Raw genomic sequence first — 1,044 nt, 5'->3', positions numbered from 1 at the left:
ACCTGCTTCATCCATGAGACAGCCTTGTCGGTCATGTCTTCCGTGAAGTGATATTCCTTCTTCCCTTCGGACGGATTCAGCCGGACCGTGTTTTCGACGACCGCAGGCTCCCATTGCGAGGATTCTCCGGCAAGGAAGCCGTAGAAGTAATCGAAGCCGATCCCCTGACCTGCCGGCCAGTTCGTATAAGGGCCGACGGCCGTGGTCTCGTTGGCTGGGGTGTTGTGCCATTTGCCGAAGGCGCTCGTCGCGTAGCCATAATAGCCGAGGACCTTCGCCGCGGTTGCCGATGTGCGCGGGATCCGGCCGGAATAGCCATCCCAGTCGTTCGCCAGTTCGGTGATCTGGCCGGAGCCGACGCGATGGTGATTGCGCCCGGTCAGCAGCGCCGCCCGGGTGGGCGAGCACATCGCGGCATTATGGAAGCGGTTATAGCTGATCCCGTCTCCGGCAACGCGGCTCAATGTGCGTGTATCGATCACGCCGCCGAAGGTGCTCGGAAGCGCCGGACCGACGTCGTCGAGCATGATCACGACGATGTTCGGCGCGTTGGCCGGGAGATGCGACTTCGCCGGCAGGGGGCTGTAGGTCGATTCCGCGATCGTCGGCCCGGCCTTGCTCCCAGAAGGCTTCGGCGGAAACGGCAGCGATTCCTGGGCGACCACGGGCGATCCCAACATCAGCAGCGTCGTGCTGACGCCCAACCAGCGCGCTCTGAATGGGTGACTAGGCGGCCGTTTCATTCGATTCTCCATTCCGGACAACACATCTGAACCCGACATGGCTGGTCGACGTATCGATCGCCTCGGCATGTCGGGCTGCAGGTCGGTAGCGGCGGCAGTAGTTCGGAGCGCACAGATGCGATCCGCCCTTCAGAACCTTCCGCGGGATTTTTATGTTGGGGAGACACGGATCGTAGCTGGCGGATTCCAGCCCTCCGCGAGGGTTCTGCGGCATGCAGCAGGCTTTCGTCGCATCCGCCTCGCGCTTCGGGGCGAACCAGTCGGACGTCCACTCCCAGACGTTCCCGATCATGTCGTAGAG

General features: G+C 62.6%; 2 protein-coding genes. Both read right to left on the bottom strand.

Annotation, left to right across the window (positions count from 1 at the left end; genetic code table 11):
- Nucleotides 1-743 (bottom strand): sulfatase-like hydrolase/transferase (locus tag AC1DIN_RS29870; RefSeq protein WP_476812352.1); only part of this gene is annotated, 743 nt, incomplete at its 3' end.
- The coding region (locus tag AC1DIN_RS29865; protein WP_476812351.1) for a formylglycine-generating enzyme family protein at nucleotides 727-1,044 on the bottom strand (318 nt) is incomplete at its 5' end. The genes AC1DIN_RS29870 and AC1DIN_RS29865, both read right to left, overlap by 17 nt.

The organism is Allobosea sp. 05T438 (assembly GCF_056396025.1).
Note: the sequence above shows the minus strand (reverse complement) of the source record. Positions and strands in the feature narration are given on the sequence as shown.